This is a genomic window from Methylophaga sp. UBA5088 (assembly GCF_002414625.1).
GTDB lineage: Bacteria > Pseudomonadota > Gammaproteobacteria > Nitrosococcales > Methylophagaceae > Methylophaga > Methylophaga marina.
The window spans coordinates 2,306-4,198 of record NZ_DIAC01000098.1 but is presented as its reverse complement, the minus strand read 5'-3'; the positions used below and the strand labels follow the sequence as shown (position 1 = coordinate 4,198).

The following is a 1,893-nucleotide window of genomic DNA, read 5'->3' as shown; positions in this document are numbered from 1 at the left end:
GAGAAAAGCAATCGCAGCTGGTGATAAAGAACAAGCTGTTGCTGCTTTCAAAGTTGCAGCGCCTGCATTAGATCGTATGGCGGGTAAAGGCATTATTCACAAGAATACTGCTGCTCGTGGTAAAAGCCGCTTGAACAACGCTGTTCGCGCAATGTAATTTAAAGTTTCGACTTTATAAAAAAACCGACTTTACGTCGGTTTTTTTATGTCTGCAATTTTGTTTTTTTATTGATTAGCTGGTTAATACCAGATTATCACGGTGAATTAATTCTGGTTCGCCAACATAGCCCAGAATAGATTCAATTTCAGTGCTGGGTTTGCCTTTAATCAGACGCGCTTCGTCAGCATTATAATTGGCTAAGCCTCTGGCGATTTCTTTACCATTCACATCACGACAAATCACCAGTTCACCGCGGGTAAACTGGCCTTCCACATGGGTTACGCCAACCGGTAACAAGCTTCTTCCCTGCTCTCTTAACACAGCCACAGCACCATCATCGAGTACCAATTGCCCTTTAGCAATTAAGTGTCCCACCAACCACTGTTGGCGCGCTGTAATCGGTTTATTGTCAGGCCACAGTAATGTGCCTACGCCGTTTCCCGCGGCCAGATGGCGAAGATTGTCAGGATGTTTACCGGATAAGATAACGGTGTAAGCACCTGAACGTGCTGCACGACGTGCAGCTAATAGTTTAGTGGTCATACCACCGCGACCGAGCTCACCTTTGCTATCACCGGCCATTTGATCAAGTGCCGCATTGCTGGCAGCTGATGCGGCAATCATGCGAGCATTCGGATTTGTGCGGGGGTCAGAATCAAACAAGCCATCTTGATCTGTCAAAATAACTAATACATCGGCTTCAACAAGATTGGCCGTCATAGCAGCTAAGGTATCGTTATCTCCGAAGCGGATTTCTTCTGTGGCAATGGTATCGTTCTCATTCACCACGGGCAGAATATCGAGTTCGAGCAGCGTTTGCAGTGCACTTCGTGCATTAAGATGGCGACCACGATCTGATAAGTCAGAGTGAGTCAGTAAGATTTGGGCCGTATGGATACCGTGCTTGCCACATTCTGTGGCATAGGCGTTGACCAACTCCATCTGACCAACACTGGCAGCCGCTTGCAGACGATGAATTTCATGTGGACGTCTTTTCCAGCCCAACTTCTGCATGCCTGCAGCCACAGAGCCAGATGTGACTAGCACGACTTCTTTACCTTGGCGACGCAATTCGGCTATTTCCGCGCTTAACCAACGGATACGATCCGTATCCAAACCTTCACCAATACGGGTCAATAAAGCACTGCCAATTTTGATAACCCAGCGCTTAGTGTTCAATAATTGCTGATGCGGCTCTGTCACTGAAGTTTATTCCTGAACATCATCCTGTGAACTATCTGCACTTTTGTCTTTTTCACTGGCACGAGACTCTTCCAGATAATTCATGACATCGTTGACGAGGGCATCACACCCTTCACCACTCTGACCACTAATGTAGAACACTTTACCTTTCCATTGCAGTCGGTCCAGCACTTCTTGACATAAATCTTCGCGAATATCTTCTGGGACTAGGTCCATTTTATTCAGAACCAACCACTGGTCCTGACTACCTAAAGCTTCACTGTAGTTTTCCAGTTCACGATTAATAATCTGTACACTTTCTACCGGATCCTGTTTCACATCAACTGGCGCCATATCAACAAGATGTAAAAGTAAACGTGTGCGCGTTAAGTGTTTCAGAAACTGAATCCCCAAACCCGCGCCTTCTGCCGCACCTTCGACCAAGCCAGGAATATCGGCAATCACAAAACTGCGCACGTCTTTTAAGGTAACCACACCTAAATTCGGATAAAGTGTGGTGAAAGGATAGTTTGCGACTTTAGGTTGCGCAG

The 1,893-nt window shown here is 46.4% G+C and carries 3 protein-coding genes; 1 reads left to right on the top strand and 2 read right to left on the bottom strand.

Annotation, left to right across the window (positions count from 1 at the left end; genetic code table 11):
- Positions 1-10: 10 nt before the first annotated feature.
- Entirely contained in the window at positions 11-157 is a 147-nt protein-coding gene (rpsT, locus tag B4K20_RS12230; RefSeq protein WP_414683383.1) for a 30S ribosomal protein S20, read from the top strand.
- 75 nt (positions 158-232) lie between these two features.
- Here the strand turns inward: rpsT and proB are convergent, their stop codons facing one another.
- Together proB and B4K20_RS12220 are read right to left on the bottom strand one after the other, a co-directional pair.
- The gene (gene proB / locus B4K20_RS12225) at positions 233-1,363 is read right to left on the bottom strand and encodes a glutamate 5-kinase (protein WP_286305743.1); all 1,131 of its coding nucleotides are present in this window, start codon (positions 1,361-1,363) and stop codon (positions 233-235) included.
- 6 nt (positions 1,364-1,369) lie between these two features.
- Positions 1,370-1,893: GTPase (locus tag B4K20_RS12220; RefSeq protein WP_289283085.1), on the bottom strand; the 524-nt coding region annotated here is incomplete at its 5' end.